At 74.0% G+C, this 13,875-nt stretch carries 10 protein-coding genes and 1 pseudogene; 4 read left to right on the top strand and 7 right to left on the bottom strand.

What is annotated here, in order from left to right:
* Nucleotides 1-30: 30 nt before the first annotated feature.
* Both NUM_RS20375 and NUM_RS20370 read right to left on the bottom strand, forming a co-directional pair.
* The gene (locus NUM_RS20375; RefSeq protein WP_207126499.1) at nucleotides 31-312 is read right to left on the bottom strand and encodes a hypothetical protein; all 282 of its coding nucleotides are present in this window, start codon (nucleotides 310-312) and stop codon (nucleotides 31-33) included.
* A gap of 220 nt (nucleotides 313-532) precedes the next feature.
* Nucleotides 533-1,753: an ornithine cyclodeaminase, nickel-pincer nucleotide-dependent gene (locus NUM_RS20370; RefSeq protein ID WP_207126498.1), complete on the bottom strand. Its 1,221-nt coding sequence runs from the start codon at nucleotides 1,751-1,753 to the stop codon at nucleotides 533-535.
* Between the two features lie 179 nt (nucleotides 1,754-1,932).
* Between NUM_RS20370 and NUM_RS20365 the strand changes: the two genes are divergently transcribed.
* Together NUM_RS20365 and NUM_RS20360 are read left to right on the top strand one after the other, a co-directional pair.
* Nucleotides 1,933-3,327 carry a flavin-containing monooxygenase gene (locus NUM_RS20365; protein ID WP_225918722.1) on the top strand — a complete coding sequence of 465 codons (1,395 nt, stop codon included), beginning with the start codon at nucleotides 1,933-1,935 and terminating at the stop codon, nucleotides 3,325-3,327.
* A gap of 58 nt (nucleotides 3,328-3,385) precedes the next feature.
* Nucleotides 3,386-4,099: an alpha/beta hydrolase gene (locus NUM_RS20360; protein ID WP_207126496.1), complete on the top strand. Its 714-nt coding sequence runs from the start codon at nucleotides 3,386-3,388 to the stop codon at nucleotides 4,097-4,099.
* A gap of 186 nt (nucleotides 4,100-4,285) precedes the next feature.
* Here NUM_RS20360 and NUM_RS20355 read toward each other — a convergent pair whose 3' ends face one another.
* Together NUM_RS20355 and NUM_RS38055 are read right to left on the bottom strand one after the other, a co-directional pair.
* The gene (locus NUM_RS20355) at nucleotides 4,286-5,086 is read right to left on the bottom strand and encodes a DUF4097 family beta strand repeat-containing protein (RefSeq protein WP_207126495.1); all 801 of its coding nucleotides are present in this window, start codon (nucleotides 5,084-5,086) and stop codon (nucleotides 4,286-4,288) included.
* Between the two features lie 763 nt (nucleotides 5,087-5,849).
* Nucleotides 5,850-6,146: pseudogene (locus NUM_RS38055) on the bottom strand (DUF308 domain-containing protein); the annotation flags it as partial.
* A 224-nt stretch (nucleotides 6,147-6,370) separates the two neighbouring features.
* Between NUM_RS38055 and NUM_RS20345 the strand changes: the two are divergent.
* Nucleotides 6,371-7,105 carry a lysophospholipid acyltransferase family protein gene (locus tag NUM_RS20345; protein WP_207126493.1) on the top strand — a complete coding sequence of 245 codons (735 nt, stop codon included), beginning with the start codon at nucleotides 6,371-6,373 and terminating at the stop codon, nucleotides 7,103-7,105.
* A gap of 7 nt (nucleotides 7,106-7,112) precedes the next feature.
* Here the strand turns inward: NUM_RS20345 and NUM_RS20340 are convergent, their stop codons facing one another.
* On the bottom strand, nucleotides 7,113-10,676 hold the full coding sequence (locus NUM_RS20340) for an adenylate/guanylate cyclase domain-containing protein (RefSeq protein ID WP_207126492.1): 3,564 nt from the start codon (nucleotides 10,674-10,676) through the stop codon (nucleotides 7,113-7,115).
* 224 nt (nucleotides 10,677-10,900) lie between these two features.
* On the opposite strand from NUM_RS20340, the gene NUM_RS20335 reads away from it, so the two are divergent.
* Nucleotides 10,901-11,167 (top strand): hypothetical protein, encoded by a 267-nt coding sequence (locus NUM_RS20335; RefSeq protein ID WP_207126491.1) that lies wholly within the window; start codon nucleotides 10,901-10,903, stop codon nucleotides 11,165-11,167.
* A 59-nt stretch (nucleotides 11,168-11,226) separates the two neighbouring features.
* Here NUM_RS20335 and NUM_RS20330 read toward each other — a convergent pair whose 3' ends face one another.
* The gene (locus NUM_RS20330) at nucleotides 11,227-11,868 is read right to left on the bottom strand and encodes a Crp/Fnr family transcriptional regulator (RefSeq protein ID WP_207126576.1); all 642 of its coding nucleotides are present in this window, start codon (nucleotides 11,866-11,868) and stop codon (nucleotides 11,227-11,229) included.
* A 440-nt stretch (nucleotides 11,869-12,308) separates the two neighbouring features.
* Nucleotides 12,309-13,814, bottom strand: coding sequence for a glycerol kinase GlpK (gene glpK / locus NUM_RS20325; protein ID WP_207126490.1), 1,506 nt, complete (start codon nucleotides 13,812-13,814; stop codon nucleotides 12,309-12,311).
* Nucleotides 13,815-13,875 lie beyond the last annotated feature (61 nt).

Raw genomic sequence — 13,875 nt, 5'->3', positions numbered from 1 at the left:
GGCGCGCCACGGATCGGCCGCGTTGACCGGTCAGGCGTGCGGGCGGACGATGCGGACGGTGGCGAGCCAGCGTTCGACCGGCAGCGACGTGCCGCGGCGGGCCGCGCCGGCCGCGTCCCGCAGCACCTCGGCGGGCACCCGGGACAGCGCCCGCACCTCGGGCCGGCCGAGGAACGCGGCGACCTCGTCGACCGGCACCTCCCGCGGCGATCGGCCGGTCAGCTCGCACCACAGCCGGAAGAGCTCATAACCCCGGTCCCGGCGGGCCGGGGTGCTCGGCGCGTGTCCTGGCGAGGCCGGTACGACCGGCATCGCGACCACCTCCGTCGACGTGGCGTCCGGGTGACTCGACGGTGCCCCCACCGCCCCACGGCTCGCCGTCGGTGAGGTTACCCGCCGCCGAAGCGCAACCGAACGGTTTCCCGGCGCGTCGCCCGAGTGCGCTACGCCACGCCGCGGCCGCCGGGACGGGCGCGGTGGCGTCGCGGTGGGCCGGCGTCGCGGTCCGCCGGCCGAGGTCGGCCGGCGGCGCTCAGCCGGCGAGTTCCTCGGCGAGCTGCTCGGTGAACAGGCCGATGTCGGTGACGATGCCGGCGGCCTGGGCGCTGCCCCGGTCGGCCAGCTTGGTCACCGTCGCCGGGTTGATGTCCACGCACACCAGCGGGATCGACGCCGGCAGGATGTTCCCGGTGGCGATCGAGTGCAGCATCGTCGCGACCATGATGCAGAAGCCGACGCCGGGCAGTTCGGCCCGCATCGCCCGCTGGCCGTCGATCACGTCGCTGTACACGTCCGGCAGCGGGCCGTCGTCGCGGACCGAGCCGACCAGCACGAACCGCTTGTCGTTGGCCACCAGGGCATGCATGATGCCGCTGGTCAGCACGCCGGACGAGACCGCCTTCGCGATCGAACCGGCGGCCCGGATCTTGTTGATCGCGCGGATGTGGTGCTCGTGCCCGTGCGGTACGCCGCGGCCCTTGGCCAGGTCGACGCCGAGCGAGGTCCCGAAGATGGCGGACTCGATGTCGTGCGCGGCCAGCGCGTTCCCGGCGAACAGCACGTCCACGTAGCCGGCCTCGACCAGCGACACCATCGCCGGCGCCGCGCCGGTGTGCACCATCGCCGGGCCGCACACCCACAGCACCTTCTCGCCGCGTTCCTTCACCGCGCGCATCTGGTCGGCGATCTGGCGTACCAGCAGCGCCTGCGGCTTCTCGCTGGACACCGCGGAGGACATGAACCCGAAGCCGTCGCCGTCCCGGGACTCCGCCGGCGGGCGCAGCACCCGTACCCCGTCGGCGCCGCAGACGACGCGCTCGCCGGCGTGCACGTCGGACACCGGCAGGGTGTGCGCGCTGGAGCCGTCCGCGGCGACCACGATGCCGCAGTCCATCTCCGGGTTGTCCACGGTCAGCCAGCGGCTGCCGGTGTGCACCTGGGTGACCAGGTTGGTGGTGGAGTAGAAGTCGTCCGGGAACACCCCGTCGGCCGGCGCCGGCCGCAGCACCGCCTCGCCCGGCGCGACGGTGTTCACCCCGTGGGTCTGCAGCCGCATCAGGATCCGGGACAGCTGCTCGGCGTCGTCGGCGCCGATCTGCAGCCGCGCCGTGGACTCGTCCGAATGCTGCCGGCCCACGTCCAGCTGCTCGATCCGGTAGTCCCCGCCGTACTCCAGGACGTCGTCGAGGATGCGCGCCAGTACGCCCGAATCCAGGATGTGTCCGCGGACCTCGACGGTCTCGGTCTCGTGCATGCCCACCCCCACGACTGCCGCCAGCCCCGTTGCTGGTGCGCCTCCCTGCAAGGTAGGCCACGGCCGGCGCCGGCCGCCGGGGGAGGGGGTGGACAACTCGCCCAATGCTCGCGAGTATTCATCACGCTGCGCTGTCAGCGTGCGGGGGACAACCGGAGACCGGCAAGGAGGATGCAAGCGTGACCGACGGTGGCGGCATCGACGAGGACCGATCCACCGAGCCGGCCGGACCAGCCGGGCGCAGCGTGTACGACCGGGGCGACGCGGTGTGCGTGATCGGTGCCGGGTCGTCCGGGCTCGCCGCAGTGAAGAACCTGCGCGAGCACGGCTTCGAGGTCGACTGCTACGAGCGGGAGACCGGGGTCGGCGGCGGGTGGGACGTCGGCGCCGACCGCAGCCCGATGTACCTCGGCCTGCACATGGTGTCCAGCCGCCCGTTCACCCAGTTCCCGGACTTTCCGATGCCGGACTCCTATCCGGACTATCCGGACCACCGGCGGGTGCTCGCCTACCTGGAGCGCTACGCCGACCACTTCGGCCTGCGCGAGCACGTCTGGTTCGGTACCGAGGTGGTCGAGGTCGCCGCGACCGACGGGCACCGCTGGGAGATCACCGTGCGCGGCACCGGCGGCGGGCCGAGCCGCACCCTGCGGTACGCGGCGGTGGTGGTGGCGAACGGCCACCTGTGGCACCCGTACCGGCCGGAGTACCCGGGGCAGGAGACGTTCACCGGCGAGGTCATCCACTCCGCGGCGTACTCCGATCCGGCCCAGCTGCGCGGCAAGCGGGTGCTGGTGATCGGCGGCGGCAACTCCGGCTGCGACATCGCGGTCGCCGCCGCCCAGCAGGCCGGTACCGCCTGGCACTCCACCCGGCACGGCGAGTGGCTGACCCCCAAGTACCTGCTGGGGCGGCCCGCCGACCAGCTCGACGACCTGACCCGGGCGCTGCGGCTGCCGCTGTGGGCGCGCCGGCTCGGCTACCGGGCGCTGCTGCGACTCACCGCCGGCCGGCCGGCCCGGTTCGGGCTGTCCAGACCGACGCACCGGCCGTTCACCGCGCATCCGGTGGTCACCAGCCAGCTCGTGTACCACCTGGGGCACGGCGACGTGATCCCCAAACCGTCGATCGCCGAGTTCACCTCCAACCGGGTGCTGTTCACCGACGGCAGCGACGCCGACCCGCAGCTGGTGGTGTTCGCCACCGGGTACCGGCCGCGGTTCGACTTCCTGGCGCCGGAGCATCTCGGCGGCGACGAGCAGAAGCCGCGGCTCTACCTGCAGCTGCTCAACCCGAAGCGGCCGACGCTGTCGGTGGCCGGGCTGATCGACCCGGACTCCGGCCAGTTCGGCCTGGTGCACTGGCAGACGGTGCTGATCGCCCGGCTGCTGCGGTCCCGGATCGAGTCGCCGGCCCGGGCCGACGCGCTGCTGCGCCGGGCCGAGCGCGACCTCGACCGCCGGTACCTGCAGACCCGGATGGCCGCGACCGCCCGGCACCGGTTCGACGTCGGGCACCACCGGTACCTCGCCGCGCTCGGGCAGGCGCTGGCCAGTCTGGAGCGGTCGGCGTGAACCGGCGGGAACGCGGCGGAGCGGATCTGGTCAGCGGTACGGCACGGGAGGGGACGAAGTGAGCGGCGAGGTGACGGCGCGGGTCGCGCCGACCCGGGTGTGGCGGCGATGGGAGTGGGCCCGCCCGGTGCGGCCGACGACCCGGCAGGTGCTGCGGGCGGCGCCGTCGGCGGAGACGGACGCGCCGCCGATCCTGTTCGTCGCCGACATCCACGATCCCGGCGGAGCCGCGGCGCTGCAGCCGTGGCTCGGCGCCGCCGCCGAGGCCGGCCACCTCGCCGCCGCGGTCAGCCCGCGCGGCCTGGGCGCCACGGTACGGCCGGGGCCACGGTTCGCGGTGACCCGGCGCGAGTGGGTACACGACGTGGTGCAGGAGGCGGTGGCGCTGCCGCGCCGGGCGATACTGGTCGGCCGCGGTACCGGCGCCTGGGTGGTGGCGCACGCGCTGCACCGGTACCCGGCCGCCGCCGCGGTGCTGATCGACCCGGTCGGCCTGCCCGGCCGCCGGATGCCGGGCATCGGTGCGCTGCTGAACCGGCCCCGGCTCGGCGCCACGCTGTTGCTCGGCCGCGATCCGCGGCTGCCGTCCGTCTCGCCGCCGCTGCTGTTCGCGTCCGCGGACGGCGGCGAGCACAAGGCGCTCAGCGCGCTCGCGGTGCGCTACAGCGCGCAGTCGGAGTGGCTGTCGGCGGCCGGCGGCGCGCTGCCCGACCCGGCGCCGATCCTGGCGTGGCTCGGCACCGCCCTGCCCGCGGTCCCGGCCGGAGCCTGACCGCGACTCCGGCCGGAGCCTGCCCGCGGTCCGGCCGGAGTCTGCCCGCGGTCCGGCCGGAGCTTGCCCGTGGTCCGGCCGGAGTCTGACTGCGCTCCGGCCGGCCCGGCCCCGGCCGGAGCGTGTGGTGGGTGAGCCTTCGACTGTCCGGCCCGGGCCCGGACCAGGCTCCCGGCCGGGCGGCGGTCAGGCGGCGCCGTAGCGGATGGTGACGTCGCCCGAGTCGGCCACCGCCTGGACCTTGCGGGGCGAGCTCTTCCGGACACCCTCCGGCGGCAGGTGCACGTCGCCGGAGTCGGCGTGCACCGCCAGGTCGTACCCGCCGGGCGCGGTCGGCAGTTCGATCGTGACGTTGCCCGAGTCGGCCTTCCCGATCACCGACGAGGGCGCGGTGACGAAGCGCAGCTTCGCGTCGCCGGAGTCGGCGTCGAACCGCACCTTCGTCGAGGCCAGCTCGTCGCCCTCGACGTTGCCGGAGTCGGACCTGACCGTGAGCGGGCCGGACAGCCCGGTCACCCGGACGTCGCCGCTGTCGGCCTGCGCGTCGACCGGCCCGGACAGGTCGCTGACGGTCAGGTCGCCCGAGTCGGTGCGCAGCGACGCCGGCACGGTGGCGGGCACCGTCACGGTGATCCGGATCCGGCAGATCTGGATGCCGAACTGGGTACCGCGGCAGGGCGAGGTGCCGACGGACAGGGTGCCGGCGTGCACCGACGACGTCACCTTCGGCGTGTCCGAGCTCCACTCCAGATGGCTCGCCACCGTCACCGCCGAGCCGGTACCGCGCCGGACCCGCACGTCCGCCGACTTGGTGTCGACCGACAGCCGGGTCACCTTGTGGTACGTGCTGGTGTGGTCGGCGCGGTGCGCCGGGTGCAGCGCCTGGCGCAGGCCGAACGCGACGGCGGAGCCGATCGCCAGCAGCAGGACGACGAAGGCCACGGCGGGGATGAGCAGGCGGCGCTGGCGGTCAGGCTGAGCGGGCATCGGGCTGTCCTCTGCGCTGGGGGCTGGTCGGTGAGAACGCTATGCGACGGGCCCCCGGCGGCCCATCCGGCACTCTGCCGTGTCGGTGGTGGGGCCTGCCCCCCGGCGACCCGTCGGGTTCGCCGTGTCAGACGACCGCGCCGTCGTCGTCGTCGGAGTCCTCGTCGTCACCCGAGCGCAGCCGCACCACCAGGGTCACGAATCCGGCCAGCAGCACGCAGAACCCGAGCGCCATCCCGGTGCGGTCGTTGAGGCCGATGCCGGACAGCAGCTCCGGCCGGATGCACAGCACCAGACCACCCGCGATCGCCAGCACGGCGATCGCGGTGTACAGCGAGGGGCGGGGGATCGGCGGCGGTGGCGGCGGCTCGTACCCCTCGTCCTCCTCGGCGTCGAGCTCGTCGAGCAGGTCGGGGCGCTGGCTGTCGGAGCGCCAGGTGGTCGCCGGCCGCAGCCCGGCCCCCGGCTTCGCGGCCGGCGGCTCGGCCGGCGCGCCGGACCGGCCGGCGTCGTCGGCGCCGTCCGGGTCGGGCTCGTCCGCGACGTCCTCGGCCACCGGCCAGGGCGGCACCGGCGCGGCGCTCGGCGAGTCGAACTCGGCCACGATCGCCGCCCAGGCGTCCCGCACGTCGTCGTCGCTCAGCTCGGACCTGGTCGGTTCGGCGGTGGGTGGCCGGGGTGGTTCCGGCGCGGTCGGATCGCTGCCGCTCCCGCCGGGCCGGGTCGGGTCGCCGGAGCCGGCCGGTGCCGCGCCGGCGGCCGGGTCCATCGCCGCCGACGGCGCCGCCGAGGGGCCCAGTTTGTCCAGGAATTCGCGGGCCTCGTCCAGATGTTCCCGATCGACGTACAGCCGGTCGATCGGGCGGCTGGGCAGGGTCGTGGTCCGGGTCACCGGGTGCAGGTCGGCGGTGGGTTGCAGGTACGCCGCGATGCCGGCGAGGCCGAGCACGTCGAGCAGGTGCTCGCCCACCCGCGGGTCGACGTCACCGGCCACCGCGTACTCGGCGGCGTGCAGGCCGTTGTCCCGCCGACCGTGCCGACGCCCACCGGCGCTCGACATGCCCACCACCACCTTCCCGCCGGCCGGTGACCGCGCACGAGGCCACGTTCGCTTCGCCTGCTGGGAGCAACGCCACACCGCGGTCGGCGTCGCAGCCCCGACAGACCGACGGTACCTGGCCCAATCGCGACATGGACAGGGCGGAGAACTTCTCCGGCCACGTTGCCGGCTCCCCGCCCTGCTCCGTACGCTGCTTGCGTAGGTCGACGAACGGAGAGGCCCACGTGCTGTACTGGGTGCTGAAATGGATCTTGATCGGTCCGTGGTTGCGGGTGCTGTGGCGGCCGAAGGTCGAAGGCCTCGAGCACGTCCCCGCGACCGGTCCGGCGATCCTCGCCAGCAACCACGTGGCGTTCATCGACTCGGTGTTCCTGCCGCTGATGGTGCACCGGCCGATCCGGTTCATGGCCAAGAGCGAGTATTTCACCGGTAAGGGCCTCAAGGGCTGGCTGAGCCGGCTGTTCTTCACCACGATCGGGTGCGTACCGGTCGATCGCGCCGGCGGGCGCGCCGCCCGCGCCGCGCTCGACGCCGGCAAGCAGGTCCTCGAAGAGGGCAAGCTGTGGGGCATGTACCCGGAGGGCACCCGCTCGCCGGACGGCCAGCTCTACCGCGGCAAGACCGGCGTGGCCCGGCTCGCGCTGGAGTCCGGGGTGCCGGTCATCCCGTGCGCGATGGTCAACTTCCACGAGATCCAGCCGGCCGGCGCCAAGCTGCCCCGGCTCAACAAGCGGGTGCACATGCGCATCGGCGCGCCGCTCGACTTCTCCCGGTACGCCGGGATGGCCGGTGACCGGTTCGTGGAGCGCTCGGTGACCGACGAGATCATGTACAACCTGATGGAGCTGTCCGGTCAGGAGTACGTGGACGTCTACGCCGCGAAGGTCAAGAAGTCGGACAAGCCGACCCAGGGCGAGGCGGCGGCCGAGAAGCCGGCCCCCGCGCACACCGCCGCCTGACCGACCGTCACGCCGGGGGCTGCCCGCCGAGCCGCAGCAGCCGGCTCGCCTGGTTGGCGGCGGCGAACATCCGCACCTCCCGCCGGTACTGCTCGGCCCGGTCGGCGACGCCGGCCGCGGTGTAGTGCCCGAGCGCCACCGCGAGCGACAGGATCTCGTCGCTGCGGGTGCCGATCCGGCGGTACAGCTGCGCGGCCTCGACGTGCCGGGCCGCCGCGGCGGCGTGATCGGTACCGGCCGCCAGCGCCCCGGCCGCGGATGCCGCGGCGGCCCGGGTCCACGGCGTGCCGCGCGGCACCTCGGCGAGCATGTCGCGCAGCGTGCCGGCCGCGGTCGCACCGGCCAGCGCCGCCGCATGCCCGGCCGCCGCCACCCACTCGCCGCTGGGCACCGTCTGGTACCGCCGCCAGCTGGCGGCCAGGTCGGCGAGCAGCTCGGCCGCCTCGCCGGGCCGGTCGTGCAGCGCCAGGCAGAGCGCGCCGTGCCCGAACGCGGTCCAGGCCAGCCGGGGGAAACCGCTGTCCCGGGCGATCCGCAGCGCCGCGGACAGTTCCTCGTGGTCGTCGTCGGCGCGCTCGCCGCGCAGCGCGCGCAGCCAGATGCTCTGCAGCCGGGACTGCAGGTCCCAGGCGCCGGACGGGCTGTCCCGCAGCGCCTCGTTGGCGACCAGGGTGCTGTCCCAGTCACCGGCCAGGAACGCCCGGCTGCCCTCCGCCGCGTAGTTGGTGGTCAGGCTGTGCCCGTCGGTGACCTCCACCAGCGCACCCTCGTCGAGCAGCTGCCGGGACCGGTCCAGCTCGCCCTCCTCCAGCAGCGCCGAGCCGAGGTTCTGGGTGGCCCGGCGCAGGCTCGGCAGCTTGAGCCGGCGGCAGGTCTCCAGCGCCTGCTCCATGATCGTCATCCCGTCCGGCTCGCCGCCGAGGTAGCGGCTCGCGCCGATCGAGATCATCGCGCTGGCCTGCACCTCGATCAGCCCGAGCCGGGCCGCGATGTCGGCGGCCCGGCCGGCCGACTCGATCGCCGCCGGCAGCTCCGCGCTGCTCAGATGGATTCGGGCCAGATCCGCGTACGCGCTCGCCTTCGGTTCGGAGTCGGGCAGCCCGGCGAACCGGCGGATCGCCTCGGCCAGCCCGCCGGCGGCGGCGGTGCGGTCGGCGGTCATCAACGCGACCCGGCTGCGTACCGTCAGGGCCTGCGCGGCGGCCTGCTCGTTGCCGCTGCGGTCCAGCCGCTCGACCAGCCGGGCCAGCCGGTCCATGCCGCCGCCGGCGACGAACTCGTCCGCGCCGCGCAGGAACGACAGCTCGGCCGCGAACAGCTCCAGTTCCAGCCGCTCGTCGGAGTCCGCCTCGTCGGCACCGAACAGCCGCAGCGCCTTCGCCACGTGGCCGGCGGCGATGTCCGGCGCGTGCAGCGCGTACGCCCGGCGGGCCGCGTGGTGCAGCGCGCGGCGGGCGCCCGGCGCGTACGGCGCGGTCGGGATGCCGAGGGTGCGGGCGATCTCGTGCGCGGAGAACCGGTGGTTCGCGACCACCTCGGCGAGGTCGGAGGAGCGGCTGCCGGTCGCGTCGGCCGCCGCCTCCAGCCAGTCCGCGGCCCGGGCATGCTGCGCCACCCGCTCGGTGCGGGGCAGCCGCTGGTAGCAGACGTCGCGGATGAGCACGTGCGAGAACCGGTACTCGGTCTGCTGCTCGCGGCTGCTCTCGTTCTGCTGCAGCACCAGGTCGCGCAGCTCCAGCCGGCGCAGCGCGCGCTCCACCGCGGCCGGCGGCTGGCGCAGCGCGCTCGCCACCGCGTCCGGCCAGAACACCATCCCGAACACCGACGCGGACTGCAGCACCGCCCGGTCGGCCGCGTCGAGCAGGTCGAGCCGGTTGGCGATCACCGCGTGCACGTTGTCCGGGATCGACGCCGTCGCGTCGCCGTCCCGGCTGCCGATCGCCGGCGCCAGCGTGCCCTGCTCCAGCAGCATCCGGAAGTACTCGTGCGCGTACAGCGGGTTGCCGCCGGCGAGTTCCACCAGCTGGCCGAGCATGTCGGTGGGGAACGTCGCCTTGCCGAACAGCGCCGCGTACATGTCGGCGATGTGCTTGTCGTTCATCGACGACAGGCTGATCGTCTGCGAGCCGGCGATCGCCACCGCCCAGGCCGGTTCGTGCTCCAGCAGCTCCGGCCGGGAGGTGCAGAGCACCAGCAGCGGCACGTCGCGCATCGCCGAACCGAGCCGCTCCACGAAGCTGACCATGGTCTGGTCGGCCCAGTGCAGGTCCTCGACCACCAGTACGGTGGGGCGCTCGGAGGCGAGCGCCACCACGAACCGCCGCCACGCCGACTCGGTGTCCTCGGCGAGCAACTGCTCGCCGGGCAGCCCGACCAGCGGGCCGAGCGCGTTGGTCAGCCGGTCCGCCTCCACCGGCGGTACCAGCCGGGACACCGCCGCGCGCAACCGGTCGCGGGCGCGGGCCGCGTCGTCGGAGTCGAGGATGCCGGCCTCGGCCTTGACGATGTCGGCGAACGCGGAGTAGGTAACGTTCTCGCCGAACGGCGGGCAGAAGCCGGTGTGCCACCGGATCCGCACGTCGTCGTGCGCGGCGGCGTACCGGTGCAGCTCGGCGACCAGCCGGCTCTTGCCGATGCCGGCCCGGCCGAACAGCGTGACCAGCTGCGGCTGCCGGTCGGTCACCATCCGCTCCAGCGCACCGGTGAGCAGCCGCAGCTCGTGCACCCGGTTGACCAGCGGGGTCGACTCCTGATCGCGCACCGTGGTGCGCCGGCGCAGCGAGGTGACCGGCACCCACACCTCGGTCGGCTCGGTGTGGCCGCGCAGCACCACCGGATCGCGCCGCTCGTACCGGAAGTCGTCGGCGGTGGCGGCGTGCGTCGGGCCGTCGACCAGCACCCCGCCGATCGGCGCCGCGGACTGCAACCGGGACGCGGTGTTGAGCACGTCGCCGGCGGCGATCGCCTGGCCGCCGTCGCGGGCGGCGGCGGTGTCGACCAGCGCCTCGCCGGTCGCGATGCCGATCCGGAAGCTGAACGACGGCTCGGTACCCGCGTCCGCCCCGGCGAGGGTGCGTTGCAGGTCGAGCGCGGCCGACACGCAGCCGAGCACCGCGGTCTCGGTCGCGATCGGCGCTCCGAACAGCGCCATCACCGCGTCCCCGATGTACTTCTCCACCAGCCCGCCGTAGCGGCCGACGATCTGCCGGACGGTGCTGAAGAACCCGCTCTGCATCTGCCGGACCTGCTCCGGGTCGGCCCGCTCGACGAACCGGGTGAAGCTGACCACGTCGATGAACAGCACGCTGACCCGGCGGCGGTCCTCCCGGCCGCTCGATCCGACCGCGCCGCCGGCCGCCGGTGCACCGGTCTCGGTGAGCCGGCGCCCGCACCCGGTGCAGAACGTGAGATCGGGGTCGGCCGCGCGGCCACAGCCGGGGCACTGCCGGCTCAGCGCCGTGCCGCAGCTTCCGCAGAACCGGTCGTCCGGCCCGGCGACGCGGCCGCAGTGGGCACATGAGACGGGGATGGCGGCCTCCCAGCTTCCGACGCTCGACGGGCCGACCGGCACCCGGTGACCCGGCAACGACAAGTCATGCTGTCACGCTTCGACAACCGAACGAAGCGACGAGGTCCGGGCACTGTCGACGTACCGCCACTGCACGATACTTCAGGCTGCCTTCTCGGTCGGAATGGCGACAGTGCGCAGGCGATGTCGATGCTGGTCAGTAGGGTCAGCGGCGATCAGAGCAACTGTGAACGCCTGGCACGCATGCCGGTCGATGGAGGTTTGACGTGTTGGTACGGCTGGCGGCCGACTGGACCGGGCCGGGGGAGGCCCGGCATCGTGCCGGTGATCTGGTCGAGGTGGACAACGTCACGCTGGCCGAACTCGAAGCAGGAGGATTCGTGGCAACCGAGGAGACACCGAAGCGCGAGGAGCCGCGCTCGGACGACGAGAAGTCGACCGAGACCACCGGCACCACCGAGCCGCAGCAGCCGGAGCCGGAGCCGGACAAGTCCGGTGTGGTGCAGCCGAACGGCTGGCCCGGCATCAGCTGACCGAGCGGCGCGGCGACCGCGGTCCGGGGCGACGGGGTCGATGCGACCGCGCGCCGCGGTCAGCCGCTCATCCCGGCCCGGCGTCGCAGCGCGCCGATGTCGGTGATGACGATCCGGCGGCCCTCGGTGCGCAGCCAGCCGCGACCGGCGAACGTGCCGATCGCCTGGTTGACGCTCTGCCGGGAGCCGCCGGCCATCTCGGCGAGCTGGCTCTGGTTCAACTCGACGGTGACCATCGGTGCCGCGGTGTCGCCGGCCAGCCGCACCAGCGTCTTCGCCACCCGGCCGGCCAGGTCGAGGAACACGTGGTCGGTGTTCTGCTCGGTCAGTCGCCGGATCAGGCTGCCGAGCGAGTTCAGCACGCTGTCCAGGATGCGCGGGTTGGCGTGCACCAGCTCCAGGAACGCGGTGCGCGACAGCGCCAGCGCGCTGCACCGCTCGATCGCCTCCACCGAGGCCGACCGGGGCGCGCCGTCGAGCAGCGCCACCTCGCCGAGCACCCCCGGCGGCCGCACCACGTGCAGCAGCGCGCGCTCGCCCGAGGACGAGGTGCGAAACACCGCGACCGCCCCGGAGCGCACCACGATCAGCGACTCACCGGGATCGTCCTCGACGAACAGCAACTGCCCCTTCCGGTACGTGCGGGGCACGGCCGCGGCCGCGATCCGGCGCCGAACCTCGGGGTCGAGGTCGGTGAACATCTCGACGTTCGTGATCGCGTCGTCGAAGTCGGTGCCCTGCCTGTCCACCCGCGCTGCCTCTCTCGGCCCGAATTCGGACCGTCACTGCTCGTGTGTGCGTTCTACAAGCATCCGGTCCAACTGTCGTGCTGTCTACACCTGAGGTATCGGTCATGCGACAGTTCACGCCGGTAACGGCTGGCAGGCTGACTCACGACCGCGAGAACCGCGCCGGTCACGGGGGTTGGCGCGGCAGCGCTGTCGTGCGGCGAGCGACGTCCGCGGGATCTTGGGGGAGCATCCCTGCGGACGTGCCTACGGCATCGCCGCGTCGGCCGCGTGGAGACCGACGCGGTTCGCGGTCACGGCCCCGGTCACCGTCTCGACGGTGACCGGGGCCGTCCGTGTCTGTCCCGCCCCGCCTCGTTGCCCAGGGGGTGCCGGGTCGCGCCCCGGACGCTTCAGGCGGGCCAGTCGCGGGCCCGGTCGACCGCGACGCGCCACAGCCGGTACCCGTCCTCGTCGGTGCGGCCGGACGGGGTGAAGCGGGCGTCGAGCTGCCAGGTCCGGGCGAGCTCGTCGGTCGACGACCAGACGCCGGTGGCCAGCCCGGCCAGGAACGCGGCGCCCAGCCCGGTGGTCTCGGTGACCCGCGGCCGGCGTACCGGCAGGGCGAGCTGGTCGGCCTGCAGCTGGCACAGCAGCGAGTTGGCCGACGCGCCGCCGTCGACGGACAGCTCCGGGATCACCTCGGCCGTGGGCCGGTCGTCGCCGGCCAGCTCGGCGGCCATCACCGTGAGCACGTCGCGCACCTCGTACGCGATCGCGGCGAGGGTGGCGCGGGCCAGGTGGGCGCGGGTGGTACCGCGGGTCAGGCCGAGGATGGTGCCGCGCGCGGACGGGTCCCAGTAGGGCGCGCCGAGGCCGGTGAGCGCCGGGACGAACACCACGCCGTGGGTGTCCGGCACGGTCGCCGCGAGCCCCTCGATCTCGGCCGCGGCGCCGATGATGCCCAGCCCGTCGCGCAGCCACTGCACCGCCGCGCCGGTGACGAAGATGGAGCCCTCCAGCGCGTACACCGGGCCGTCGCCGAGGTCCCAGGCGATCGTGGTGAGCAGCCCGTGCTCGGACCGTACCGGGGTGTCGCCGGTGTTGGTCAGCACGAACGACCCGGTGCCGTACGTGCACTTCGTTGCCCCGGTGTCGAAGCACGCCTGGCCGAACAGCGCGGCCTGCTGGTCGCCGGCGATGCCGGCCACCGGCAGCGTCAGACCGAGGAACTCGCCCGGGTCGGTGTGCCCGAGCACTCCGGACGAGCCGACCACCTCCGGCAGCGCGATCTCCGGCACCCCGAACAGCTCGCACAGCTCGGCCGACCAGCCGCCGCCGAACGTGTCGTACAGCAGGGTGCGGCTGGCGTTGGACACCTCGGTGGCGAGCACCTGGCCGCCGGTCAGCCGGGCCACCAGGTACGCGTCCACGGTGCCGACCACCAGCCGGCCCTCGGTGACCCCGCGCCAGGTGTCCGGCTCGTTGCGGGCCAGCCAGGTCAGCTTCGTCGCCGAGAAGTACGGGTCGAGCCGCAGCCCGGTCAGCTCGCCGACCCGGGCGCCGTGCCCGGCGTCGGAGAACTCGGCGCAGATGTCGGCGGTACGCCGGTCCTGCCAGACGATCGCTCGCCGCGGCGCCCGCAACGTACGCCGGTCCCACAGCACCACGGTCTCGCGCTGGTTGGTGATGCCGATCGCGGTCGGCGCCGGCACGTCCGCGGCGCGCGCGCCGTCGATCGCCGCCTTGCACGCCGAGATGGTGGCGAGCCAGATCTCCTCCGGCTCGTGCTCCACCCAACCGGGCCGCGGGAAGTGCTGCGGGAACTCCTGGTACCCGCGCGCGGCGATGCCGCCGGCACCGTCCACCACCAGCGCGGTCACCCCGGTGGTACCCGCGTCGATCGCCAGCACACTCACGACTTCCTCCTCCGCCGACCCCGGTCGATCATGGGGTTCGTGTTGTCGGGCAAGCGTTTCC

The organism is Actinocatenispora comari (assembly GCF_017312725.1).
Taxonomy (GTDB): domain Bacteria; phylum Actinomycetota; class Actinomycetes; order Mycobacteriales; family Micromonosporaceae; genus Actinocatenispora; species Actinocatenispora comari.
The sequence above is the reverse complement of the archived record's forward strand: the minus strand, read 5'-3'. Positions and strand labels throughout refer to the sequence as shown.